General features: G+C 70.7%; 16 protein-coding genes and 2 pseudogenes. 5 read left to right on the top strand and 13 right to left on the bottom strand.

Annotated features, from left to right (window positions below; translation table 11 throughout):
• Positions 1-13: 13 nt before the first annotated feature.
• Positions 14-943, bottom strand: a complete 930-nt coding sequence (locus tag J5X86_RS44495) for a LysR family transcriptional regulator (protein WP_208522307.1) — start codon at positions 941-943, stop codon at positions 14-16.
• 145 nt (positions 944-1088) lie between these two features.
• Here J5X86_RS44495 and J5X86_RS44490 point away from each other — a divergent pair, with 145 nt between their 5' ends.
• The 3 genes from J5X86_RS44490 to J5X86_RS44480 are packed head-to-tail and all read left to right on the top strand — an operon-like array spanning position 1089 to position 5293.
• Positions 1089-2432: an MFS transporter gene (locus J5X86_RS44490; RefSeq protein WP_208522306.1), complete on the top strand. Its 1344-nt coding sequence runs from the start codon at positions 1089-1091 to the stop codon at positions 2430-2432.
• On the top strand, positions 2429-3985 hold the full coding sequence (locus J5X86_RS44485) for an amidohydrolase family protein (RefSeq protein WP_208522305.1): 1557 nt from the start codon (positions 2429-2431) through the stop codon (positions 3983-3985). Before J5X86_RS44490 ends, J5X86_RS44485 begins: the two co-directional genes overlap by 4 nt.
• A gap of 57 nt (positions 3986-4042) precedes the next feature.
• Positions 4043-5293, top strand: a complete 1251-nt coding sequence (locus J5X86_RS44480) for a M20 family metallopeptidase (RefSeq protein ID WP_208522304.1) — start codon at positions 4043-4045, stop codon at positions 5291-5293.
• A 1044-nt stretch (positions 5294-6337) separates the two neighbouring features.
• On the opposite strand, the gene J5X86_RS44475 is transcribed toward J5X86_RS44480, so the two are convergent.
• The 6 genes and pseudogenes from J5X86_RS44475 to J5X86_RS44450 form a co-directional block, all read right to left on the bottom strand.
• Positions 6338-7807: an FG-GAP repeat protein gene (locus J5X86_RS44475; RefSeq protein ID WP_308124920.1), complete on the bottom strand. Its 1470-nt coding sequence runs from the start codon at positions 7805-7807 to the stop codon at positions 6338-6340.
• Between the two features lie 128 nt (positions 7808-7935).
• A pseudogene (locus tag J5X86_RS44470) lies at positions 7936-8648 on the bottom strand (methyltransferase domain-containing protein); the annotation flags it as partial.
• Positions 8649-8828: 180 nt separating this feature from the next.
• Positions 8829-9989 (bottom strand): FAD-binding oxidoreductase, encoded by a 1161-nt coding sequence (locus J5X86_RS44465; RefSeq protein WP_208522303.1) that lies wholly within the window; start codon positions 9987-9989, stop codon positions 8829-8831.
• 98 nt (positions 9990-10087) lie between these two features.
• Positions 10088-10852 (bottom strand): amino acid ABC transporter ATP-binding protein, encoded by a 765-nt coding sequence (locus J5X86_RS44460; RefSeq protein ID WP_243983079.1) that lies wholly within the window; start codon positions 10850-10852, stop codon positions 10088-10090.
• A complete protein-coding gene (locus tag J5X86_RS44455; RefSeq protein WP_208522302.1) occupies positions 10849-11784 on the bottom strand; it encodes an amino acid ABC transporter permease in 936 nt (311 codons plus the stop codon). The genes J5X86_RS44460 and J5X86_RS44455 overlap by 4 nt, the downstream gene beginning before the upstream one ends.
• The gene (locus tag J5X86_RS44450; protein WP_208522301.1) at positions 11781-12692 is read right to left on the bottom strand and encodes an ABC transporter substrate-binding protein; all 912 of its coding nucleotides are present in this window, start codon (positions 12690-12692) and stop codon (positions 11781-11783) included. The genes J5X86_RS44455 and J5X86_RS44450 overlap by 4 nt, the downstream gene beginning before the upstream one ends.
• Positions 12693-12823: 131 nt before the next feature.
• On the opposite strand from J5X86_RS44450, the gene J5X86_RS44445 reads away from it, so the two are divergent.
• Entirely contained in the window at positions 12824-13777 is a 954-nt protein-coding gene (locus tag J5X86_RS44445) for a LysR family transcriptional regulator (protein ID WP_208522300.1), read from the top strand.
• A gap of 1058 nt (positions 13778-14835) precedes the next feature.
• Here the strand turns inward: J5X86_RS44445 and J5X86_RS44440 are convergent.
• The 5 genes and pseudogenes from J5X86_RS44440 to J5X86_RS44420 form a co-directional block, all read right to left on the bottom strand.
• Positions 14836-15192 (bottom strand): annotated as a pseudogene (locus J5X86_RS44440) (IS110 family transposase); the annotation flags it as partial.
• 143 nt (positions 15193-15335) lie between these two features.
• Positions 15336-16901 carry an amidohydrolase family protein gene (locus tag J5X86_RS44435; RefSeq protein ID WP_308124919.1) on the bottom strand — a complete coding sequence of 522 codons (1566 nt, stop codon included), beginning with the start codon at positions 16899-16901 and terminating at the stop codon, positions 15336-15338.
• A gap of 51 nt (positions 16902-16952) precedes the next feature.
• Positions 16953-17717 (bottom strand): amino acid ABC transporter ATP-binding protein, encoded by a 765-nt coding sequence (locus tag J5X86_RS44430; RefSeq protein ID WP_279595768.1) that lies wholly within the window; start codon positions 17715-17717, stop codon positions 16953-16955.
• Entirely contained in the window at positions 17714-18544 is an 831-nt protein-coding gene (locus J5X86_RS44425; protein WP_308124918.1) for an amino acid ABC transporter permease, read from the bottom strand. Before J5X86_RS44425 ends, J5X86_RS44430 begins: the two co-directional genes overlap by 4 nt.
• 101 nt (positions 18545-18645) lie before the next feature.
• Positions 18646-19593 (bottom strand): ABC transporter substrate-binding protein, encoded by a 948-nt coding sequence (locus J5X86_RS44420; RefSeq protein ID WP_208522299.1) that lies wholly within the window; start codon positions 19591-19593, stop codon positions 18646-18648.
• A gap of 577 nt (positions 19594-20170) precedes the next feature.
• Here J5X86_RS44420 and dapE point away from each other — a divergent pair.
• Positions 20171-21250: a succinyl-diaminopimelate desuccinylase gene (dapE, locus tag J5X86_RS44415; RefSeq protein WP_208522298.1), complete on the top strand. Its 1080-nt coding sequence runs from the start codon at positions 20171-20173 to the stop codon at positions 21248-21250.
• Between the two features lie 4 nt (positions 21251-21254).
• Here the strand turns inward: dapE and J5X86_RS44410 are convergent, their stop codons facing one another.
• On the bottom strand, positions 21255-22856 hold the full coding sequence (locus tag J5X86_RS44410; protein ID WP_208522297.1) for a CdaR family transcriptional regulator: 1602 nt from the start codon (positions 22854-22856) through the stop codon (positions 21255-21257).
• Positions 22857-22879: the final 23 nt, after the last annotated feature.

The following is a 22879-nucleotide window of genomic DNA, read 5'->3' as shown; positions in this document are numbered from 1 at the left end:
TCGGCCACGACGGTCACGGCACCGCGGGATCGCGCGGTGCGCCGCGACGTTCCGCCGCGGCCCGCCACAGCATGTCGCCGATCCGTTTCACGGCCCCCACCGCGGCGCCCCGGCGCCACACGAACAACAGCGGGGAGGTGGCACCGCCACCCGCGAGCGGAACGAACCGCACACCGGCCCGCGGGGAGCGGGCCACCGCCGAGGAGACCAGAGCCACCCCGTCACCGGCCGCCACCAGGCCGAGGAGCAGTTCGGTCGCGGTGGCCTGGTACCGGATGCGCGGGGTGAAACCGGCCCGTGCGCAGCCATCGAGGAGCACTGGAAGCAGACCTTGCCTGACGTCCCTCCGGTACACCACGAAATCCTCCTCGGCGAGGGCGGACCACTCGATGGGCGATCCGCCGTGCGGATGCGCGGACGGCAACGCCACGACCAGCGGGTCGTCGAACAACGGCCGTACCAGGACTTCCGCATCGGCGGCGACCGGGCCCCGCACCACGGCGCAGTCCAACTCGCGGGCGTGCAGCCCCGCCAGCAAGTCGGAGGTGTCCCCCTCCCGCAGTTCCCATTCGTCCTGCGGATGGGTGCGGCGGATCTCGTTGACGACCGAGGGGAGCAGTTCGAGGGCGACCGCCTCGACGCAGCCGAGCACCAGGGCGCGGCGAAGCCCGCGGGCCACATGGGCGGCCTCCTGGACCGCGCGGCCCCAGGACGTCAGGGTCCGGGCCGCCTCGGCGTGCAGCACCTCGCCCGCGGGGGTGAGCGCGACGTGGCGCGAGGTGCGGTCGAACAGGGGGACGCCGACGACCTTCTCCAGCGCCCGCACCTGCCGACTCACCGGTGGCTGGGTCATGGCCAGCCGCTCGGCGGCACGGCCGAAATGCAGTTCCTCGGCAACGGTGAGGAACACTCTGAGCTGCTGGAACGTCGGATCCATTCCCATTCGGGAATGGATAGCACGCCAAGAGGAATTGGACAACGGTTTCCGTCGATCCGAAAGTGGAGCAACCTTCGGACCGCGACACGACGGGGTGTACGGCGAAGGGGATCCCGCCCTCTCCCCGATCTTCGGCAACCGTGGAGCGCCCATGCCATCCTCAGTCCCCTCCACACCGCCCGGTACGCCTCCGAGCGTCCGGCGCCCCCTGCTGGCCGGAGCCGCCGGCAACTTCGTCGAGTGGTTCGACTTCGGTGTCTACGGTTTCCAGGCCACCGTCATCGCCACCGCGTTCTTCCCCGGTCACGATCCGACCGCGGGGTTGCTGGCGACCTTCGGCATCTTCGCCGTGGCCTTCTTCATACGCCCCGTGGGCGCCATCGTCCTCGGCAGGCTCGGCGACCGAGTCGGCCGGCGCGCCACGCTCTCCCTGGTGGTGCTGATGATGTCGGGCTCCACCGCTCTGGTCGGGGTACTGCCCACCCACGCGTCCGTCGGGACACTCGCCCCGGTGCTCCTGCTCGTCCTGCGGCTCGTGCAGGGCTTTTCCGCGGGCGGCGAGTACTCGGGTGCCTCCGCCTTCGTGGTGGAGTACGCACCGCGCGAGCGCCGGGGGCTGTACGCCAGCGTCCTCTCGGTGTCCACCAACGCGGCGTCGCTGTGCGGTCTCGGCCTGGCCGCGCTGCTGACGCAAGCGCTGGGCGACACGGCGATGCAGTCGTGGGGATGGCGGATCCCGTTCCTGCTCGCGCTGCCGCTCGGCCTGGTCGGGCTGTATCTGCGGCTCCGGGTCGACGACACTCCCGAGTTCCTGGCCCTGCGGCGTGATGCCGAGGTCGAGTCCGCCCCGCTGAAGGCGACGTGGCACGGTCAGCGGCGGGCCATCGGCGTGGTGTTCGGCGTGGTGACGTTCAACGCGGTCGCCTTCTACGTGCTCGGCAGCTACTGGCCCACCTACCTGACGAGCGTCGTCGGGCTTCCCCGGACCACCGCGCTGTGGTCGTCGGCCGCCACCTATCTGGTGCTCATCGCTCTGGTGCCGGTATTCGGCCACCTGTCGGACCGGTACGGGCGGCGTCCGCTGATGACGTACGCGGCGTGCGGCCTGACGCTCCTGGCCGTGCCCGCCTTCCTGCTCTCCTCTCTCGGCGGATTCTGGCCCGCCTTCGCCGGTCAGCTGCTGTTCGTGTCCGTCGCGGGCGCGACCGGGCCGGTGGTGACGGTGTTGCTGGTGGAGATGTTCCCGACCCGTGTCCGCTACACGGCCTCGTCCATCGGCTACAACCTGTCGTATCTGGTGTTCGGTGGCACAGCCCCCTACGTGGCGACGTTCTTGATCTCCCGTACCGGTTCGAATCTGTCCCCTGCCGTGTACATCACCGTGATCGCGTTGGTATCGCTGCTGGTCATCCGGTTCTGCCTGCCGGAGACCGCGCCTCGCGCGGTGAAGCCGGCGGCGGAGACCGCCGACTCCGGGGCGGTGACCACGGCGTGAACGAACTGCTTGTGGCCGGGGCCTCGGTCGTGGACGGCACCGGCGCGCCGCCCTTCGCCGCCGACGTGCTGGTACGTGGCGAGCGGATCGAGGCCGTCGAACCGCCCGGCAGCGTCGAGCCGGCCGGGCGGCGGGTGCTGCGGGCCGGCCCGGGGCAGGTCCTCATGCCGGGGTTCGTGGACGTCCACTCTCACAGCGACAACGCTCCCCTGCACCCCACCGTCGACCCGTCCAAGCTCGTCCAAGGGGTGACCACGGAGGTGGTCGGCAACTGCGGCTTCTCGCTCGCCCCGGTCGGCGACCCGCACACCTTCGCCGGGTTCGCCGAGCAGGTGTGGCCACCGCTGTCGCCCTCCTGGCGCGACCACGAGGGGCTGTTCGCGGCCGCCGAGGCGGGCGGCCACGGCACCAACCATGTCCCCCTCGTGGGACACGGCACCCTGTGGACCGCCGCCGACGGCGATCCCGCCATCATGCGCCGGATGCTGCGCGAGGCACTGGCGGCGGGCTGTTTCGGAATGTCCACGGGACTGGCCTACGCACCGGGTGCCGCCGCGGACACCGGGCACCTCCTGGAAGTGTCCGCCGAACTCGGCGAGGACGACGTGTACGCCACGCATCTGCGCAGCGAGGGCGCCGGACTCGACACCGCGGTGGAGGAGGCGCTGACGGTTGGCCGCACGGTGGGCTGCCGAGTGCAGATCTCGCATATCAAGGCGTCGGGCCCGCGGCGCTGGGGACGGCTGCCCGCCGTCCTGGAGCGGCTGGACTCGGCGCGTGACGGCGGCCTCCGCGTGGGCCAGGACGTGTATCCGTACATCGCGTCCTCCACCATGCTCTCCGCCGCCCTGCCGCCCTGGGCCCACGAGGGCGGCACTGAAGGACTCCTCGCCCGGCTGGCGGACCCGGCCGGGCGGGCGGCGATCCGCGCCGCGGTCGAGGGCGGCGAGGACGACTGGGACAACCACGTCGACGCCGTTGGGTACGAGGGGATCACGGTCGCCAGCACGGCCTCGGGAACCCACGACGGACTGCCGCTGCCGGAGGTCGCCGACCGCCTGGACTGCGATCCCTTCGAAGCGCTGGTCCGCGTAGTGGCCGGCGAGCGCAACCGCGCCAACATGATCGTGGAGTGCATGGATCCGTCGGACGTGGCCGCGGCGCTGCGCCACCCGCACACCACCATCGGCACGGACGCCGCTCCGCCCGGGTTCGGCGGCCATCCGCATCCGCGGGCGTACGGCACCTTCCCGCGGGTCCTCGGCCGGTACGTCCGGGAGGAGCGCCTGCTGACGCTCCCCGAGGCGGTGGCCGCCATGACCTCCCGCGCCGCCGACGCGTTCGGCCTCGGCGGGCGCGGCCGCGTCGTCCCCGGAGCCTTCGCCGACCTGGTGCTCCTCGACCCGGCCATGGTCGCCGACCTGGCCACGTACCGCACCCCGGTCGTGCCGCCGACCGGTGTGCACACCGTGCTGATCGCGGGCCGCGAAGCGGTCCGGGCCGGCATGCCGACCGGACTCCGGGCCGGCCGCCGCCTGGAGCCGCTCCGCTGACAGTCGGCACACCCCCCGTTCCACCATCCCCCGCAACGAAGGACACCCCGTCACACCATGAGCAGCACCCTCCACCCCGACCCGCACGGCGCCCTCGACCTGCTGCGGGACATGATCCAAGTCGACAGCCGAACCGAGACACCGGGGGAAGGCGAACTCGCCCGGCGCCTGGTGGACCGCATGCGCGACACGGGCCTGGAAACAGAGTTGATCCCGGTCTCCCCCGGCCGCTTCAACGCGGTCGGACGGCTGCGCGGGACCGGCGGCGGGGAAAGCCTGATGTTCAACGGACACCTGGACACCAACCCGCTCACGGAGGGCTGGACCGTCGACCCCTGGGGCGGGGTGACCGACGACCGCTTCGTGTACGGGCTGGGCGTGTCGAACATGAAGGCGGGGTGTGCCTCATACCTCGCCGCCGTGGAGACGCTCCTGGCCCACGGGACACGGCTGCGCGGCGATGTCGTCCTGACCTTCGTCGTGGGCGAGCTCCAAGGCGGCGTCGGAACGCTGAAGCTCATCGACGAGGGACTGAGGGCCGACCACTTCGTCAACTGCGAGCCGACGGATCTCAACGCCCTGACCCTGCACGCCGGTTCGGTGGACTTCAGCGTCGAACTCACCGGTGCCACCCGCCACCTGTCCAAGCGGGAGGAGGCGGTGGACGCCATCATGGCCGCCTGCGAACTGATACCCCGGATCAACGCCATGACGTTCGGCGGCGCGGCGAACGCCGAGCATCGCTCGGTGAACCGGGCCAACGTCGGTGTGATCCGCGGCGCCCTGTCCCGGGAGTTCAATGAGACCAGGCCCCCTCAAGTGGCCGACATCGTACGCCTGTCGGGGGCCGCCCGGTTCGCTCCCAGCCAGAACCCGGAGGATGTCCTGGGGGACATCCGAAGCCTGATCGAGACCGAGCTGCTCCCCCGCTTCCCCGGCCTCGGAGCCGAGGTCGGGCGGCACGGCCCGGAATCCGGAAAGCCCGACTTCCCGCCCTTCGCCGCCGACCTGGACTCAGCGGTGGTCCGCGCCGTCGCCGCCGCCCACCACGAGGTACGCGGAACCGATCAGGCCAACGGCCCGCTGGCGCCCTACTGCTTCTACGGCAGCGACGCGGGACATCTGATGCACTCGGCCGGCATGTCCGGTGTCGTCTGCGGTCCGGGCGGACGCTACAACACGATGCCGGACGAGCGTGTCGACATCGTCGACTACCTGGACGCGGTCCGCATGCACCTCGCCACCATGCTGCGCATCTGCGGAGCCGCTGACATCGCCGATGGCCACAGCGGAGTGGCACGGCCGTGAGGAGGAGCCCCGCCCTCGCGCCTGGCCTGTCGCGCCACGCCCAGCGCCCGTCCTGTCATGCCAATGGCTGGACGGGCAAGGGTCGGTCATCCGGTGCCGCACTCCGCACCGCCTTCCGTTGGTCGCGGTGGTGCACCTCCGGGGTGCGGTGCGGGCAACCGCCAGGGAAACGCGACGTTCTACTGTCGTCCTACTTTGCCGCACTCGAGCTCGTGGGGCGCGAACTGCCCACGGACGCTGGCAGAGCCCGCTGCAAAGGCGCGGTGCAGCGTGTGGAAGGACCATGCGGGGCCCACCGGTGCAGGCCGCGCGCACGCCAAATGCCCGGGTTGGTACGTCCGGGTCAATGCCTACTGCGACAACGGGAGCATCAGCACCAGCGCATGGCTCAAGGGCTACGCCAAGGCCGAGTGCCCCCGCGCGGTTGACGTTGACATGATCAAGCACTGGACGCGGAGGCGATAGACCGCCGCCGGGCCTCGGATCAGAAATCCATGCCGCCACCTCAACGTCCTCCGGCGCGTGGCCGGCGAGCATCCTGATCCACTCCACCGCCGGCACCGACAGGCCCCGCTCTGCCATCTCGCACTCGCCTGGTTGCACTGGCGCGAGAACCAGGAGACAACACCAGGGTTCGGGCCTCGATGCGGGCGTTCCGGCCGAAGTATCCGGGCCCGGATAGTTCGCCGACGGCAAAGACGCGGGTGACCCGCCGTCTCCGAACGGTCAGGGCCGGCTCATCGCAAGCTGCATGATCAACCGCACTGGCTGAGGCGGTGATGGGAACGCAGCCGCGATCACGTGGAGCTGGGGGCGGGGCGCCGGGGAAGAAGGTCGGCAGCGATCACGAAGGGGGCCTCGTGCGGCTGACCTCGGCCTCAACGAAGGAACTCACGGGCAGACCGCGGAGCGCGGTCTGCCACCGCCTCCGCGTTGGGTAGCTGTCGAGGCGTCCATCGAGTGCTCCGGGCAGGGAGGTGTCGGCCCGTCGCCCGGCGGGCGAGCCGACGCTGTGGGGGTGGGTACAACGACCGTAGGGCGCACTCAGCGGCTGCTCAGCGGCTTGCCGTACTTCTGAGCGGTGGACAGGTACGGGAGGCCGAGCGTGCGGGGCGAGAGGGCCGCCGAGCCGCCGGCCGAGCCGCTGCGGAAGAGCCATGCGGCGCCCAGGGAGGCGTTCTCGCCGGGGGATCCGACCGTGACATCCGGTACACCGTCGGCGTTGCAGTCACCCGAGGCGACCGCCGCGCCGAAGGTGTCGCCCGCCTCGGCGACGCCCGGGACACCGGGCGTGTCCTGGTTCCAGGAGACGGATGTGGCAGCGCCGCCTGCGTCGAGCAGGCCCTGAGCGCTGCCGGAGAGCAGCCAGGCGGCGCCCGCCCCCGCTCTGCTTCCGATGGCCTCACCAGGAGCGCCCGCGATCAGGTCGTCGCGGCCGTCGCGGTTGACGTCGGCGACCGCGAGGGCGGCGCCGAAGCGGTCGCCGTCCTCGGCCACGCCCGGGACACCCGCCGTGTCCTGGTTGAGAGTCTGGGCGCGGCTGCCGAACGAGCCGCTCGTGGGGCTTCCGTAGTGGAGGTGGATGCCGCCGCCCTTGGCGAGTTTTTCGGGGCCGCACGGGTCGTCGATGTTCTCGTCGGCGATCTCACGGCACTCGCCGAGGGCCAGGTCGTCGTGGCCGTCGCCGTCGAAGTCGCCGGCGGCCAGGGCGGTCACGCCGGCGTTGTCCGTGTTCCAGAAGTTGGCCATCTCGGACCGGTCGGCGTCCCACTTCCACAGGCGCACGTGAGACTGCGTGTTGGGGTTGCCCGCGGTCCAGTACGCCACGGCCAGGTCCGCCGTGCCGTCGCTGTCGAAGTCGCCAGTAGTCAGGACGGGGGCGCGGCCGCCCATGGGGACGGCGACGACAGTGGTGATCATGCTGTCTTCACCCTGGATGACACGAGCGAGGACCTTGTCCGTGCCGCCGATCACGATCTCCTTGTTGTCGTCGCCGGTCAGCTCGGCTGCCGCGACCGATTTGCCGTACGCGGCCGACGGCGACGGCCCGGTCAGGACCGTCGCCCCCGGTCCCGGCTCGTCCGTCGAGCCGCCTATGGCGATGACCATGCCTGCGTCCGTACCGCGGTCGGTGACGTCCTCGCCGGGGACACCGGCGAGCAGTTCCGCGATGCCGTCGCCGTTGAGGTCCACCAGGACCACGGATGCGCCGAAGCGGTCGCCCGCCTCCGGGGTGCCGGGAACCTCGGGAGTGGCCTGGGTGACACGGATGCTTCCGTAGGCGCCGACGCCCTTCGGACCGCCCCAGACGACGTTCACATACCCGGCCTTGGCCTGGCCGCCGACGGTCCCGTCCGGGACACCGACGGCGAGGTCCGCGTAGCCGTCGCCGTCGAAGTCGCTCGTGGCGCTACGGGGCGCGGCAGCGGTGGCGCCGGACGGGAACACCAACCCGGCGGTGGCCACAGCGCCGGCTGCGATGGCGTACGTCAGGATGCGGCGGCTGTGTGGCACGGAGGCTCCCACTCGGTCGACGGGTGCGGGTTATCTGGTGTGACCGTCGAAGGGCGGGGCTGGTTGTACGGAGTTCACCGGTGGTTGGCGCCGGGTTAACGGTAGGCGGGGCTCGGTCCGAGCGGACAGGCCGGCCCCTCGGCGACGAGCTTGTCGCGGACCTGGTGGACGGTGGCCTCCTCCAGCACGGCGCACGCGGGCGAGGTGATGGGAAAGTAGGCGTCGGCCTCGACGTCGGCCAGCCCGGCCCCGCGCAGCAGCCGCGGCAGCTTGCGCCCGTACTCCAGGTCCGCCCCGCGCTGCTGCAGCAGCGCGCGGAAGCCGCGGCGCAGCCTGTTGGCCAGCGCCCGCTCGGGCCCGTACTCGTCGGGGCAGATCAGCGGCTGCAGCGGCGCCGGGTCGGCGTCCTCCAGGACCAGCCACCCGCCGGGGCGCAGCGCCTTGACCATCGACCGTACGCCCTTGTCTCGGTCGGCGACGTGGACCAGCACGAGCCGGGCATGGATCAGGTCGAACGGCCCTCCGGCCGGGGCGCCTCGGCCGCCACGTCGTGGCGCAGCACCTCGAAGCCCGCCGCCTACCGCATCCAGGAGGTGTCGATGTCGGTGGCCACCACGTGCCCGGTCGGGCCGGGCCGCTCGGCCGGCCAGGTCGGCACGGTGGGCGCACCCGCGCCGACCTCCCAGCACCGCCACCCCTCGCCGGCCCCGACCGTCTGGAAGTGCCGGAACGTCGACGGGTCGAAGAGCGTCGACAGCGCGGTGAAGCGCTCCCCCGCCTCGGCCTGTCCGGTGTCCAGGAGGTAGCTCTTGTCGTGAGTGCCCCGCGTGTCCCGTGCCATGGCCCGGTCATCGCACCCGGGCCAGGGCACGGTTGTGCTGGGCCTCAGGGGCGTGTCTTCACAGGGATGCCCGGCCCTTTGCGGCGCTTCCTCACCCCAGCGTCTTCCGAGGGGCAGGCGGTCACCTGGCCCGCGGGCTGATAGCCGTCCAGGGCACTCCGCGTCATCAGACGTGAGAACTCAACCGGCTTCAGCGCGGTGCCCGCTCATCACTGCCAGGCTTTCGTCGCGGATGGGGTGTGAGGTGTCGCGGTCGGGCCGGTAAGGAGCCAGGGTGGGTTCGGGCATGGAAGTGGTGAGTTCCTCGGCGGCGAGGGCGGCGAGGAGCGGGGCGAGGGTGACGCCGCTGTGGGTGGTGATGGTGTAGAGGCCGGGAGCCTGGAGATGCGGGCCGACCAGGGGAAGGCCGTCTTCGGGAACGGGGCGGACACCGATCCGGGTACCCCCCAGGGAGCGGAAGGCGGGCAGGATCGCGGCGCACCGGCTGAGGAGGTCCGCTTCGGGCGGCACATCAGTTGACGCGGTCGGGGCGAGGAGTGCGTCGACCGGCCAGGAGATGGCGCAGACCCGGTTGCCCGGGGCGGGGCGCAGATCGACGCCGGGGGTCGCGACGATGGCGCGCAGCGGCTCGGCGAGCGGGACGGACTCGCCCACCAGACCGGGGATCTGGCGCAACGGCAGCCGTACCCCGGCCAGTTCGGCGATGCGCCCGGCGTCGGGGCCCGCACAGTTGACGATGTGGTCGGCCTCGAAGCGCCGGCCCCGTGCCTCGGCGCCGCGTACCCGCTCACCGTCCAGCAGCAGGGCGGTGACGGGACTGTCGTAGCGGATGTCGGCGCCCAGGGCCGCGGCCCGGTCGAGGAGGGTGCGCGCGAGGAGGGGGGCGTCGTACCAGGCGGCGTCGTCGTGCACGACGAGTTCGGTGGCGCGGCAGGAGGCGGGGTCGACGGCAGGTGCGAGAGTGCGCAGCTCGCCGGGGTCGGCGGTGCGGCAGGGGTGCCCCCAGCCCGCGAGGCGCTCGGCACGCGCGCGGAGGATGCGCTGTTCCTCCTCGGTGTGGCCCCACTGGACGAGCGGTGCGGGATGGCGCCAGCCGACGGCTCCTGTGCCCGCGTGGATCTCGTGCTCCAGCTCCCGGTGGAGCGCGGCGCTGCGCCGGTTGAGCAGGAAGTAGGAGTGGGGGGTCTTCAGATGGGTGACGTCGATGGAGAAGGTGGCGCTGGAGGTGCCCGGTGTGCGGCCGCCGGCGTCGAGCACGGTGACGCTGACACCTGCCTCGGCCAGGCGGTGGGCGGTGGCGGCGCCTATCACTCCGGCGCCGATGACGAGGGCACGGGTCATGGAGACTCCTTCGGTGGCGGTCAGGTGTGGGGCGGTCGGAGGGCGCGCCCGACGGCCGGAAAACCTTGCCGGGGAGGTCAGAGATCCCGGCGAGGTGGTCAGAGAACCTTGCTGAGGAAGGCGCGGGTGCGTTCGTGGCGCGGGTCGCTCAGCACTTCCGCCGGCGGGCCGGTCTCGACGACGGCTCCGTCGTCCATGAACACCAGCGAGTCGCCGACCTCGCGGGCGAAGCCCATCTCGTGGGTGACGACGACCATGGTCATGCCGTCGTCGGCGAGCGCTCGCATCACCTCCAGCACCTCTCCGACGAGTTCGGGGTCGAGCGCGGAGGTGGGCTCGTCGAAGAGCATCAGTTCGGGCTTCATCGCCAGCGCGCGGGCGATGGCCACCCGCTGCTGCTGGCCGCCGGAGAGCTGGGCGGGGTAGCTGCCCGCCTTGTCGGCGAGGCCGACGCGGTCGAGCAGTTCCGCGCCGCGTTCGCATGCCTGTTTCTTCGGCACCTTCCTGACGTGGACGGGGGCCTCGATGACGTTTTCCAGCGCGGTCATGTGCGGAAAGAGGTTGAAGCGCTGGAAGACCATGCCGATGCCCTGGCGGCGTCGTGAGACGGCCCTCTCGCTCAGCTCGTGGAGCTTGCCGTCCCGCTCTTCGTAGCCGACGAGCTCGTCACGAACGTACAGGCGTCCCCGGTCGATGGTCTCCAGATGGTTGACGCAGCGCAGGAAGGTGGACTTGCCGGACCCGGAGGGGCCCACCAGACACATCACCTCCCCGGGGGCGACGGTCAGGTCGATGCCCTTGAGTACATCGGTGCGGCCGAAGCTCTTGTGCACGCTCTCGGCTCTGATCACGGCTGGTGTCAACGTGCGCTCTCCTTACGGTGGTTCCGGGCCGCGGCGCGCAACCGCTGGAGCGGGGTGGGCGGCAGGTCGCGGCTGGTGCCGCGGCCGAAGCGCCGTTCCAGGTAGTACTGGCCGACGCCCAGCACGGAGGTCGCCACGAGGTACCAGAAGCAGGCGACGACCAGCAGCGGAACCTGCTGGAAGTTGCGTGAGTAGATGCCCTGGATGGAGGTCAGCAGCTCGGGCACGGCGATGGCGAAGACCAGCGAGGTGGTCTTCAGCATGGAGATCGCCTGATTGCCGGTGGGCGGGATGATGATGCGCAGTGCCTGCGGTAGCACGATGCGGCGCAGGGTCTGCCCGCGGGACATGCCCAGCGCCTGGGCGGCCTCGTTCTGGCCGTCGTCGACGGAGGTGATGCCCGCGCGGACGATCTCGGCCATATACGCCGCCTCGTGCAGCCCGAGGCCGAGGACGGCGGCGGTGAGCTGGGTGATGAGGTCGTTCGTGTCGGCCTGCACGAACGTCGGCCCCCAGGGGATGCCGAGGCCGATGGTGGGGACGATCGCGGAGAGGAAATACCAGAAGAGGAGCTGGACCAGCAGCGGGGTGCCTCGGAAGAGCCAGATGTAGCACCAGCTGAGCCGGGAGAGCATCGGGTTGGCGGACATCCGCAGGATGGCGAGGACGACACCGCCGACGATGCCGAGTGCCATGGCGAGGAACGTCAGCAGCAGCGTGGTCCGCAGCCCCTCCATGATCACCGGCGAGAAGAGGAACTCACCGACGGTCCCCCACTGCATACGGGGATTGGTGATCCAGCCCTCCAGGAGGAAGACCAGCAGGAAGGCCACGACGACCGCGGCGACGCGCTGCCCCGGACGGCGCGGCGGGACGGGGCGCAGGGACTCGGCGGCGTCGCCGGAGTCCGCCCGGATGAGGGTCTCGGTCATGCCGCGCCCCCGTTCACCGTGGCGCTCTTCAGGGCTCCGGACCTGATGTTCCACTGCTTGAGGATCTTCGCGTAGGTGCCGTTGTCGATAAGTTTCTGCAGGGCACCGCGGACAGCCCGGACCAAGGTCGGCTCCTCCTTGTTGATCAGGATTCCGTAGGGCAGGAAGCGGTACGGCTCACCGGCCGTGCGGAACCTGCCGTGCGACATCTCCGCCTGGTAGACGACGGTGGGGGTGCCGCCGACGAACGCGTCGGCGCGGCCCGTGGACAGCGCCTGGAAGCAGCCGACGGAGTCGGGGAAGACCAGTTTCTCCAGCTCCGGCTTGCCGTTTGCCGCACACTTCTCGGCCTGCGCCGCCACATCGTCCACCTGCGAGGTGCCCTGCTCGACGGCCACCTGGCTGCCGCACAGGCTGGTGAGGGAGCGGATGTTCCCGGCGGCCTTCCCGGAGGCGAGGATCGAGCTGCTGGTCTTCATGTAATCGACGAACGTGACCTGCGACTGGCGCTCCTTCTTGTCGAGCATGGCCTGGATCGCCACGTCGTAGCGTTGGGACCGGACACCGCCGATGATGCTGTCGAAGTTCGCCTGCACCAGGTGCACGCGGACGCCGAGGATTTGGCCGACCGCGTGAATGAGGTCGGGTTCGGCGCCGATGACGGTCTTGTTGTCGATGTCCAGGAGGGACAGCGGCGGGTAGTCGTTGCCGACAGCCGAAGTGATGGACCCTTTGTCGCGAATGTCCCGAGGGAGCAGGGCACGGAGTGCGGGGTCGACGCGCTGCTCGGGCACCTTGGACTGATTGACGGTCGCGGTGCCGCCACAGGCCGTCACGGTCAACGTGAGCAGCGTCGCGAGCGCGAGGGGAAGTGCGGTGGCGCGGGCTCGCGCATGCCTTCCGGGCACGGGGCCTCCCTTCTGGGCCGCTGGTCAGAGGACCGGCGCGGGGCTGGTGAACGCCCAATCTGCGGGATGGCGGCGGCCTGGGCAAGAACAGGGAGAATGAACGTTTCCATGCGGAGTGTTAAGTTCATTTGATGCTGACTCCGCCGCAGCTTCAGGCGATATGCGAGGTGGTCGCCGCAGGCTCGTTCCGTACGGCCGCCCAGCGCCTCGGCTACACCCCCTCCGCCGTCTCCCAGCAGATCTCCACCGTCGAGCGCGCCCTGGGCGTCCCGCTCTTCGAGCGCGCACCGAGCAGCGTGCGCCCCACTGCGGCCGGGCTCCAGCTCGCCCTGCGCGCGGGACGGCTGCTGGCCGACCTGTCGGCGACGGAGAACGAGATGCGCGCCTACGCCGCAGCCGAGCGAGGACGACTGCGGCTGGGCAGCTTCTGGTCCGCGGGGTTCCGGCTGGTTCCGACGGTGCTGACGGGGTTCCTTCGCGATCGGCCCGAGGTCGACGTCCGCTACGAGGAAGGCGACCCGCAGGTCACCGTGCCCGCGGTGATGGAGGGGCGGCTGGATCTCGCCGTGATCTTCGAGTACGGCGTGGTACCGCACAGCTGGCCCGAGGGCCTGGAACACACACTGGTACGGGAAGAGCCGCTCTACCTCCTCCTCCCCACGGAACACCCCCTCGCCGGACGGCTGCACATCCGCCTCGCCGACCTGCGGCACGAGCGCTGGATCAGCTACCACGAGGACACCGACGCCGCTCACTGCCTGCGCCACATCTGCGCGGCCGGCGGCTTCCTGCCCGAGGTGCTCTTCCGTACGAACGACTACAACCTGCCCTACGAACTGGTCCGGCAGGGCCTGGGGGTGGCGATCGCACCGGAACTCGCCGTCGTGGACGCCTCCGCCTCACCCGACGCATCCGGCACCCGCCTCGTCCGGCTCACCGACTCCACCCACACCCGTCGGGTCTATGCCACCCGGCGTACCACCGACCCCAACCCCTTCCTCCCCCAGGCCATCGCCCTCCTGCACACCGCCGCGGCCGCCCTGCCCGAGCGGGGCGAAGGCGAGTGCCCCGTGGTCACCGGCTGAACAGCGGTGCGCCGGCAGCGATACGTTCCGCGCACCGATGGTGATACGCCCGCTTCTTCTCTCCCGACCTATCCGAGGCGCGCGACGAGGGCGCGGCCGGCCGGACGACGCGCACCTCGGGGTCGTACAGCGCGGAGCCGGGACGACCAGCCGCCAAAAAGCAAACATGTAACGGCCCGTGAAGTCGTCGTAGGTGTCCTCGACACGGCCTCCACCCCACTCGCCCGTCTCGTCGACCGGCTCGGCAGGCCACTCCGCGGCCCGAGTCAACGCCTTCTGCAGCCGGCGATGCCGCTCCGACAGATCAGCCAGTACCTCACTGCTCTCCTCCGCCAGACATGCATACCCTCGCATCCCGTACATCCCATCGGGGACCAACGCCTGCCCCCACACACCGACCGCGCTCGTCCACGCGACCTGCGGCCTGAACGCCACACGCGAGATCCGCGACAACCAACAGCTCATCGAGCGCATCGCCGCCCGTGAACCGTACTACCTCAAGACCAAACAGGGACCCGACGCCCGAGGCTCCATCCGCCTTCAGTGCCCAGCCGCCGGACCCTCGCCGTCGGTGAGCTGCGTGCGCCGCCTCCGCCGCCGCACATCGAGTCCGCCCTCCGCAGTGGTCGATCTCAGCGACAGCCGCAAACGCGCCACGCACCCCGCTGCCCGGCCACCGGTCCAACTCCCCCAGGATGAATGGCTCGCCCCTCCGCCAGCGGACGAATTGCCGCCCGTCTGCGGCAAGTCCGACATCACCGTCCCTGCCGACGCCGGCGGTGATCTCAAGACTGCAAAGTTCCGGCAGGACAGCCACCACCTGTCCGACGACTGGATCGCTACCTACAAGCCGATCCGCTCGCACAACGAAGGCATCCACGGTCGTCTCAAGAGCGACGAGACCGACATCGGCAACCCGAAGTGTCGGCCCGCCCCTGGCCAGGTCGCCCAGAGCCTTCTCACCGTAGTCCTGGTCACCTTCGACTACGCCGATCGTCAGCCGCCAACGCCGCCAGAAGCAGAACCGCCTGCACGGACCGGACGGCCACCGCCGCCCGAACTCCCAGGTCCCGCCGCATGCGGGCCTGGTCCGCTATGACAAAGGCGTCCTTGGCGTCCGTCTTGCCCTGGCCGCGGTAGGCCGCCGAGGCCCGGTGCACAGCCAGACCGGTGAGGTAGACCATCGGTTGGTCGTGGCTGATCAGCAGGCCGATCAGCAGGGCTGCCCCACCGTGGTTGATGTCCACCGCCCACAAGGCGTCCGGGGACAGTGCCAGCACGTCCTTGATCAGCTCAAGGAGCACGGACTCGCCGTTCAGCACTCGGCGAGACAGCAGTCGTTCGCCGTCCGGACCGACCACCACGCAGTGATGGTGTTCCTTGCCGATGTCCACCCCGGCCCAGATCTCGGGCACGGTCACCTCCGCCAGTGGGCCTGACGATCTTACGAATGACCGTCTGCGACCCATGCTTGGAAGGTAGGACACGTACTCAACGCCCGCGGGCACTTCCCCGACGAGCAGGCCGCGTTGCAGGGCCAACCGTGCATGAGTTCGTTTCAGGCCGGTGCAAGCCGAACTCCGCAGCGGGTGCCCAGCCAGCGGCCATCGCGGACGACGACGTGACCTGCCTGCATCACCCAGCGGATACCGGTCGGCGTGCGCCGCGGGTCGGCGTACGTCGCGGTGTCACCGACCGTTGCCTGGTCGAATGCCACCAGGTCCGCGACCAGGCCGGGCGCCAGCCGTCCGCGGTCGGGCACCCCGAAGACCTCGGCGGTCAGCCCGGTCATCTTGTGGATGGCCGTCGGCAGGTCCAGCACATCGCGCTCGCGCACGTATCGGCCCAATACGCGCGGGAAGCTCCCGTACAGCCGCGGATGCGGCTTGCCACCCAGTCCGATGGCCAGGCCGTCGGTGCACACGCTGGTACGCGGGGCACGTAGCACCGTCTCGACGTCCCGCTCGTCCATGGAGAAATCGACCATGTGCACCTGGAGGTCCTCGGTACGCAGCAGATGCACGATCACCTCGAACGGTGCCATGTCCAGTGTTTCGCCGAGCCCGGCGAGCGTGGCGCCCTCATGGTGGTGGCTGCGGGTCGAGGACACCATGATCCGGTCGTATCCGTCTCCCGCCACGATGTTCTCCCAGCCGTGGTCGGCCGGGTCTTCGACCTCGGCGCGGGCGCGCTCGAGCTGAACCGGATCGTTCAGCCTCCGCCGCACCCGGTCGTCACCGCCCTCCAGGAACCAGGGCGGCAGGACGGCGAGCAGAGTGGTGGAACTGGCGTGGTACGGGTAGACATCCTGGCTGATGTCCACGCCCTCGGCGCGGGCCCGGTCCAAGCGGTCCAGCGCGTCGTCCACCCCTCCCCAGAACGGCACTCCGGCCGCCTTGAGGTGGGAGACCTGTACCCGGCGGCCGGTACGAACGCCCAGGCTGATCGCCTCCTCCACGCTGCGTCGCAGATGGCGTCCCTCGTCGCGCATATGGGTGGCGTAGATACGGCCCTCGGGCAGCCGAGCGGCCAGCTCGACCAGTTCGTCGGGTGCGGTGTGGACACCCGGCGGGTAGATCAGCCCGGAGGACATCCCGAAGGCCCCGGCCTCCATGGCCTCGTCCAGCAGCATGCCCATCCGGCGGGCGTCGGCGCGGTCCGGCGGTCCGGGACGGCCACCCATAGCCGCCTCGTACAGCGCTTGGTGACCGGCCAGCGGGCAGTAGTGCGTGACGTAGCCCGCCGCGTCGAGCCTTTCGAAGAGACCGCCGAAGCCGCCGTCGGGACGAGGGTCCGGGCTCATTCCGCAGTTGCCGACGACCTCGGTGGTGATGCCTTGGAGGATCTTGCTGGTGTCGTCCTCGCGCTCCAGGGGCGAGATGTCGGCGTGCGAGTGCGGATCGATGAAACCGGGCGCCAGCACCAGTCCGGTGGCATCCAGCATGGCGTAGCCGTCGCGCTGGACGAAGGTGCCGGGCGGTGTGACGGCCGTGATCCGGTCCGCGGTCACGGTGACGTCGGCGAGGCGAGGCGGCGCCCCAGTGCCATCCAGCACCGTGGCGCCGGTGATCAGGAGGGTGCCGCCCCGGGGGGTCGCGGTCGCGCCGGAAGCCGCGGGCCGCACGGGAGGTGTGACGGGGACGGAGGCGACAGGCCCACTGGAGGCGGCAGACACTCAGATCACCTTTCCGAGGAACGCCTTGGTCCGCTCGTGCCGCGGTCGCGTCAGCACCTCTCCCGGGGGGCCCGACTCCACGACCACCCCGCCGTCCATGAAGACCACCTGGTCGGCGACCTCCCTGGCGAAGCCGATCTCGTGGGTCACCACGACCATCGTCATGCCGGACTCGGCCAGGTCGCGCATCACGCTCAGCACCTCGCCCACCAGCTCGGGGTCGAGCGCCGAGGTGGGCTCGTCGAAGAGCATCAGCTTGGGCTCCATCGCCAGCGACCGGGCGATGGCGATGCGCTGCTGCTGGCCGCCGGACAGTTGTGACGGATAGGCGTCGGCCTTGTCGGCGAGACCGACCCGGTCCAGCAGTACCCGGGCCCGAGCGGAAGCGGCCTCCTTGCTCTGCCGCAGCACTCGGCGCGGCGCCTCGATGATGTTCTCCAGGACGGTCATGTGCGGGAAGAGGTGGAACCGCTGGAAGACCATGCCGATGCGGGCGCGCTTGGCGGCGACCTCGCGCGGTGACAGTTCCTGCAGTACGTCACCGACCTGGCGGTAGCCCACGGGCTCACCGTCGACGTGCAGCCGGCCACCGTCCAGCCGCTCCAGGTGGTTGACACACCGCAGGAACGTGCTCTTGCCCGAACCGCTCGGCCCGAGCAGGCACATGACCTCCCCGTGTCCCACGGTCAGATCGATGCCCCGGAGGATCTCCTGGTGTCCGAAGCTCTTGCGGACGTCCTCCGCCAACAGCATGGGCGTGGTCATGCCTGCTCACTTCCGGTGATGGGGGCCACGCGCGGGCCGGAGCCGACGCGGACCGCTGTGACGCCGCGGCCGAAGCGCCGCTCGAGGTGGCGCTGCCCGAAGGTGAGCGCCGTGGTCAATGCCAGATACCAGAGGCACGCGACCACGAGCAGCGGGATGACCTTGAAGTTCATCGAATAGATGCTCTGGAGGTTGGTCATCAGGTCGTTGCCCGCGATGACCGAGACCAGGGCGGTCATCTTCAGCATGGTGATGGCCTCGTTGCCCATCGGCGGCACGATCACCCGCATCGCCTGAGGCAGCACGATCCTCCACATGGTCTGTCCCGGGGTGAGGCCGAGGGCGTGCGCGGCCTCCCGTTGCCCGGTGTCCACGGAGGTGATGCCGCCGCGCACGATCTCCGCCGCGTAGGCGGCCGCGTTCAGGCCGAGCGCGAGCACGGCGGCGACCGTGGCGGTGACCAGCGCGTTTGTCTCTGCGCTGTAGAAGACCACGTCGGTGAAGGGAATGCCGATGATCAGCCGCTGATAGAAGGCCCCGAGGAAACCCCAGAAGATCATCTGGACGAGCAGCGGCACGCCCCGGAACAGCCAGACATAGCCATCGGCGATCACACGGAGGAGAAAGCTGTCCGACAGCTTCATGATCGCCAGTAGCGTGCCGCCGAGGGCGGCGATCATCATGCAGATGACGGTCAGGTAGAGAGTGACGCCGAGCCCAGAGAGGGTGCGCTCGTGAAACAGGTACCGGCCGACCGTGTGCCACTCCAGGTTGGGATTCTTGGCGACCGACCAGACCACACCGACCAGGCACAGCAGCGCCAGCACGCCGCAGGCGGTGCGGACGGGGTGCCGCAGGGGCTTGATCGTCGGCGCCGGGCCGGTGGCCCGGGAGGACGCGGGGTCGGACCTCGTCCCGGGGACGGTGCTCACGTGTGCCTCCGCTTGCTCGCTCCGTTGATCGTGTAGTGGGTCAGGCCGTAGTCGGCCATGCCGTAGTGCTCCAGAATCCGGTGGTAGACACCGCTCTCCTTCAGACGGCGCAAGGCACTTCGGATGGCTTCGGAAAGCCCCGCGCGTTGCTTGGAGACACCAATTCCGATGAGGTCCCGTTTGGTGCCGAAGTTGAATTTCTTGGCGATTTCCAGCGGCCCATCGCCCTGTCGTTTCACGGCGTATCCGCCCAATGCGGAGTTGGTGACGACCGCATCCACTTTGCCGCTACTCAGCGCGAGCAGCGACTGTGAGAACACGGGATACGCCTGGAGTTCGCTGCCCGGCTGTCCCGCTGCACCGCAGGCACGCGAGTTCTTCTCGATATCTTCGATGGTCGTGGTGCCGGTCTGGGCGCCGACCGTCCGCCCGCACAGGCTCATCATGGTGCGGAAATCGGGGTGTTTCTTCTTGTTGACCAGCAGAGTGGGCACCAGGACGCCGTAGTCGACGAAGTCGATGACCTTCTGGCGATCGGGAGTGTCCACCATGCCCGCCATGACCAGGTCGTACTTCCCGGACCTGACGCCGGGGACCAGCCCGTCGAACGGCTGCTGCTGGAAGTCGAACCTCACACCCAGCACCTTTCCGACGGCCCTGGCAAGATCGATGTCCAGACCGACGAATTTCTGGTCGCTCTCGGAACGGAAGCTCTCGAACGGCGGATAGGGCGCGTTGGTGCCGACGACGACCCGTCGCGTCTTCTGGATGTCATCGGGGAGCAGCGCCTGCAGCTTGGCGTCCTTCCTGACGCCCGACAGGTCTGCCGATGCCGGCGCCAGGCCGGTGGCACCTCCACTGCACCCGGATACGAGCAATGCGACGGCAAGGCACCCGGCGGCTGCGGGCAGGGGAAAGCTGCGGAGGCGTTGACGTTTTCGCATAGGGGCCTCGGTATGTGAGCGGGAACGGGCGGCTACTCGAAGCCCCCTGATGCGGGCAGGCGCATCATTGGCCGTGCCAGCATCTTGGAGCGGCCGCACCCCTCAGTCTTTAGTCGTCCGGACTAAAGCGAACCAGAACATTGGCCGATCCTCCAATGTGCTCGTGACCGACCACCCGACCTGCCTGGACTTGCCCGGCCGATCGTGTTCATGGCCAGATGGTGATAGCTGATGCGGTCGGCCACGGGCGGACCTCGACGCCGGAGGCTGAGGCGGCCGGTCCGCGGCGCGTTGGCCGGATGTCCAAAGCGGAGTGCGCAGCCTTGGCCGATACGCCCACCTCCCACACCCTCCGCTGCCACATCATCGAGGGCCATGCGGCAGCAGAGGGAAGGCGCGGTGCACGGTGGGAACAGACTGACCAGACGTCGGACCGTGACGGATCTGGTCGCCGACGCGAGCGGCGGACCGGCGCCTGGATAGCGGCCAGGCTCGCGGTCCACGGGCTCTACGACATCCGACATTCCACCCTCAACCGGCCCGCCGCACCGGAGCGGACCGCCCCGGAGAACACCCCATGACCTCATCCCCCTCCGCCACCGTCCTCGACCCGGCCGCCGATGTCGTCGCACTCACCCGCGCCCTGGTCGACATCCCCTCCGAAAGCGGCCACGAGGCCGCCCTCGCCGACGCCGTCGAGACCGCGCTGCGCGCCCAGCCGCACCTGACCGTCGAACGGCTCGGCAACTCCCTGGTGGCCCGCACCCGGCTGGGCCGCGACCGGCGCGTGATCATCGCCGGGCACCTCGACACCGTCCCCGCCGCCGGAAACCTCCCCGCCCGCCTGGACGGGGAACGCCTCCACGGCCTCGGAGCCTGCGACATGAAGGGCGGCGTCGCGGTGGCGCTGCGCCTCGCGGCGACGCTCACCGCCCCCGTCCACGACGTGAGTTACGTCTTCTATGAATGCGAGGAGGTCTCCGGCGACCGCAACGGCCTGGCCCGGATCGCCGCCGAACGCCCCGATCTGCTCCAGGCCGATCTGGCGATCCTCATGGAGCCCTCCGACGCCGGGATCGAAGCCGGCTGCCAGGGCGTGCTCATGGCCGACATCACCGTACGCGGCGAGCGCGCGCACACCGCCCGCGCCTGGAAGGGCGTCAACGCCGCCCACCGCGCCGCCGCCGTCCTCCAGCGGCTCGCCGACCACCGCGCCGAGCGGGTCGTCATCGACGGCCTGGAGTACCGCGAAGGGCTGAGCGCCGTCACCGTACGCGCGGGCGTGGCCGAGAACGTGGTCCCCGACCGCTGCGTGATCACGGTCAATCTGCGGTTCGCGCCCAGCCGTTCACCCCGGCAGGCCCAGGCGTACCTCCGCGGTCTGTTCTCCGAGTACGAGGTCGAGATCACCGAAACCACCCCCGGTGCCCTCCCTGGCCTCGACCGGCCCGCCGTCGCCTCGCTCGTCGCAGCGCTGGGCGCGACGCCCCGCCCCAAACTGGGCTGGACCGATGTCGCCCGCTTCACCGCGCTCGGCACCCCGGCGCTCAATTACGGCCCCGGCGACCCGTCCCTGGCACACTCCGCTGGGGAGCACGTGCCCCTGGCCCAGCTGCGGACCTGTGAGACACGGCTCGCGCACTGGCTTCGCGGCTGACGACCTACCCGGTCGGGGGCGCGGCCGACGCCCCGCCGCGCAGCCCCGCGAGGGTGCGCAACTGCAGCCACAGCACCAGCCGTTCGTCCGGGTCGTCCAGATCGATGCCCAGCTGCGCCTGCGCCTGCCGGAGGCGGTAGCGGCAGGTGTTGGGGTGGACGGCGAGCAGCTTCGCCGCCCGCGCCATGTCGCCGCCGGCGTCCAGCCAGCACACCAGGGTCCGCGCGTAGTCGGTGCCGTGCGCGTCGTCGTACGCCAGCACCTCCCGCCAGGCCCCGGCCCGCACCTCCCGCCCGGCTCGCATCACCTCGGTGAGCCGGAACAGCACCACGCGGGAGCGCACCTCGCGCACGGCCGCGACCGTCTCGGCCGGCCCGAGGACCCGCAGCACCAGATCCGCGTCACGGCGTGAGTCACGCACCTCCGCCAGCTCCGGCACCACCTCGCCGAGCCCCGCCCGCACCAGCACCCGCAGGGCCTGTTCCGCGCGCCGCACGATGTCCTCGGCGAGCCGCCGCTGCCGCTCCGGGCCGCCCTCGCCGGTCACCGGCAGCAGCGCGTACACCACCCCGTCGACCAGCACACACGCGTGCCGCCCGTATCGGGCCTCGCAGCTCAGCCGCACCAGATCCAGCAGCCGTAGCGCGGCCTGCTCGCCGTCCGGGGCGGACACGGTGCGGTCGAGGGCGAAGGCGGCCACCCGCACCGGGGTGTCGGGGGCAAGACCGAGGTCTCGGGCGGCGGCGTCGGGCTCGGCGGTGCCCTCCAGCAGCCGGCGCAGCAGATCGCCGGTCAGATGGCGGGTCAGCTCCGCCGCCGCCCGGGCGCGCAGCAGGAGCAGGGCGGCCGTTGAGGCGCCCCGGACGAGGGCGGCGTCGGCGTCCGGGGTGAGCGTTCCGTCGTCCACCGCCCAGAGGGAGCCCAGGGTCTCGCCACCGGCCCGGACGGCGACGGCGAGCCGCGGCAGCTCGCCCTCGCCGAGGGCGGCGAGCCGGACCGGGCTCTGGGAGGCGAACAGCACCCGGTACTGCTCGGTGTTCTCAGGGCTGTCCGGCACCTGACGGCCCAGGATGCCCTGCCGCCGGGGCTCGTCGACCGGTTGCCCGGGGACGGTGGAGTAGGCCAGGATGCGCTGACGCGGATCCTCGACGACGGTGGCGCCGCCCACGGCCGCCGCCACAGCGTTCACCAGCGAGAACAGATCGTTGAGCGCGGCCCCGCCACCCGCCGGGGCGGGCCGTGCCCCGATGGCCTCGGCCAGCAGCAGATGGACGTGGTGCCAGGTGGCGTCCTCGTCGATCGCGAGCAGCGCCAGGCGGTGCCGCTCCGCCTCCGCGACCGGCCCGTCCCCCGGCCCGTCGGCGCCGCGTACGACGAGCCCGGCCATCCCGGCGGCGGCCGCCTCGCCCACCAGCTGCCCGGCCTCGTCCGCGCGCACCCCGACCGCCAGCAGTAGGGCGCCGGGCGCACGGGGCGGGAGCGGGGCGTGGGCGTCGTACAGCAGCACCTCGCTGACGGGCACGGTGAGCCCGGCGGGAGCGGTGAGCAGACGAAGAGTGGGCTCACCGAGGGTGTCGAGCAGGTCCCCGAGGGGGCGGGTGTCCATGGCGGCGTTTTCCTCGCTCCTGC

This window comes from Streptomyces sp. NEAU-YJ-81 (assembly GCF_017592595.1).
Lineage (GTDB): Bacteria > Actinomycetota > Actinomycetes > Streptomycetales > Streptomycetaceae > Streptomyces > Streptomyces hygroscopicus_B.
This window is presented reverse-complemented; position numbering and strand designations above follow the sequence as displayed.

Excerpts from the sequence above, each read along its gene's own strand:
- J5X86_RS44495 (WP_208522307.1), bottom strand. The coding sequence starts at position 943 with ATGGGAATGGATCCGACGTTCCAGCAGCTCAGAGTGTTCCTCACCGTT.
- J5X86_RS44455 (WP_208522302.1), bottom strand. The coding sequence starts at position 11,784 with ATGACCGAGACCCTCATCCGGGCGGACTCCGGCGACGCCGCCGAGTCC.
- dapE (WP_208522298.1), top strand. The coding sequence starts at position 20,171 with ATGACCTCATCCCCCTCCGCCACCGTCCTCGACCCGGCCGCCGATGTC.
- J5X86_RS44465 (WP_208522303.1), bottom strand. The coding sequence starts at position 9,989 with ATGACCCGTGCCCTCGTCATCGGCGCCGGAGTGATAGGCGCCGCCACC.
- J5X86_RS44410 (WP_208522297.1), bottom strand. The coding sequence starts at position 22,856 with ATGGACACCCGCCCCCTCGGGGACCTGCTCGACACCCTCGGTGAGCCC.
- J5X86_RS44480 (WP_208522304.1), top strand. The coding sequence starts at position 4,043 with ATGAGCAGCACCCTCCACCCCGACCCGCACGGCGCCCTCGACCTGCTG.
- J5X86_RS44490 (WP_208522306.1), top strand. The coding sequence starts at position 1,089 with ATGCCATCCTCAGTCCCCTCCACACCGCCCGGTACGCCTCCGAGCGTC.
- J5X86_RS44445 (WP_208522300.1), top strand. The coding sequence starts at position 12,824 with ATGCTGACTCCGCCGCAGCTTCAGGCGATATGCGAGGTGGTCGCCGCA.
- J5X86_RS44420 (WP_208522299.1), bottom strand. The coding sequence starts at position 19,593 with ATGCGAAAACGTCAACGCCTCCGCAGCTTTCCCCTGCCCGCAGCCGCC.
- J5X86_RS44430 (WP_279595768.1), bottom strand. The coding sequence starts at position 17,717 with ATGACCACGCCCATGCTGTTGGCGGAGGACGTCCGCAAGAGCTTCGGA.